This window comes from Pseudomonas sp. SDO5532_S415, assembly GCF_054071155.1.
On sequence record NZ_JBSVWS010000356.1, the window covers coordinates 1 to 1,375 of the forward strand.

Below are 1,375 nucleotides of genomic sequence, written 5' to 3' on the forward strand. Positions count from 1 at the left end.
CCTGGGGCGGTTCATATTGCGCACGCACAACGGCGTCGCCGTCCGGTGCCGGCAAGGCGGCACGATCGAGCTTGCCATTAGCCGTCAGCGGTAAACCGGGCAAATGTACGAACGCCGAAGGCACCATATGCACCGGCAAGCTCGATGCCGCCTGCGTGCGCAGACTTTCGTTGAGCCCCTGATTGCCGGTGTAGTAAGCCACCAGCCGCTTGCTGCCCGGCACATCCTCTCGGGCAATCACCACCACTTCACCGACACCGTCGACAGCAGAAAGCGTGCTTTCTATTTCCCCCAATTCGATACGGAAACCGCGGATCTTCACCTGATCGTCATTGCGGCCCAGATACTCGATTTCGCCATTGCTCAGCCAGCGCCCGAGGTCGCCGGTCTTGTACATCCGGCACGGGACAGCGCTGAACGGGTCGTCGAGAAAACGCTCGGCTGTCAGCTCCGGGCGGTTGAGATATCCGCGCGCCACGCCCGCACCGCTAACGTACAACTCGCCGACCACGCCAACCGGTACTGGCTCACACCGGGCGTCGAGCAGGTACAGACGCAAGTCAGCAATCGGGCCACCAATGGGGCTGGCACCCATGCGCCGGGTGTCGGTTTCGGCCAACGCCCGGTAGGTCACATGCACCGTGGTCTCGGTAATGCCGTACATATTGACCAATTGTGTGGCGTCATTCTGTGGCCGGGCGTACCAGGGTTTCAGGCTGGCGACGTCCAGCGCTTCGCCACCAAAAATCACTTGGCGCAGGCAATGGGTGCGCGGGTTTTCGCCCTGGGCCGCGATCAATTGGCGGAAGGCGCTGGGGGTCTGGTTGAGCACGGTGACTCGCTCTTCACACAACAACGCGTAGCACGCTTGCGGCGAACGGCGGGTCAACGGCGGGACCACCAGCAGGCGGCCGCCGTGCAAGAGCGCGCCCCAGATCTCCCAGACGGAGAAGTCAAAGGCAAACGAATGAAACAGCGCCCAGACATCGTCGCTGTTGAAGCCGAACCGGCTTGCCGTGGCATCGAACAGCCGGGTCACGTTGCGGTGCTCGACCATTACACCTTTTGGCTGGCCGGTCGAACCCGAGGTGTAGATCACATACGCCAACCGCCCTGCGCCGTGGTCCGCCACGCAAGGGTTGAACTGCGGGCCGCTCTCGACTTGATTGATGTCCAGTAGCGTGGTTGCCACACGACCGAGCACCTCGCGGGTGGCCGTCGTCACCAGTACCACCGTCGGCTGACTGTCACCCAGCACGAAGGCCAGCCGCGTGGCGGGGTAACCCGGATCGAGCGGCACATAACCGCCACCGGATTTGAGGATGCCGAGCAGGCCAACGATCATTTCAAGACCCGGCTCCACGCAGATCGCCAC

The 1,375-nt window shown here is 62.9% G+C and carries 1 protein-coding gene; it reads right to left on the reverse strand.

The genetic code is table 11. From position 1 onward, the window contains the following. Window positions 1-1,375: amino acid adenylation domain-containing protein (locus ACW9HW_RS30065; protein WP_457402958.1), on the reverse strand; the 1,375-nt coding region annotated here is incomplete at both ends.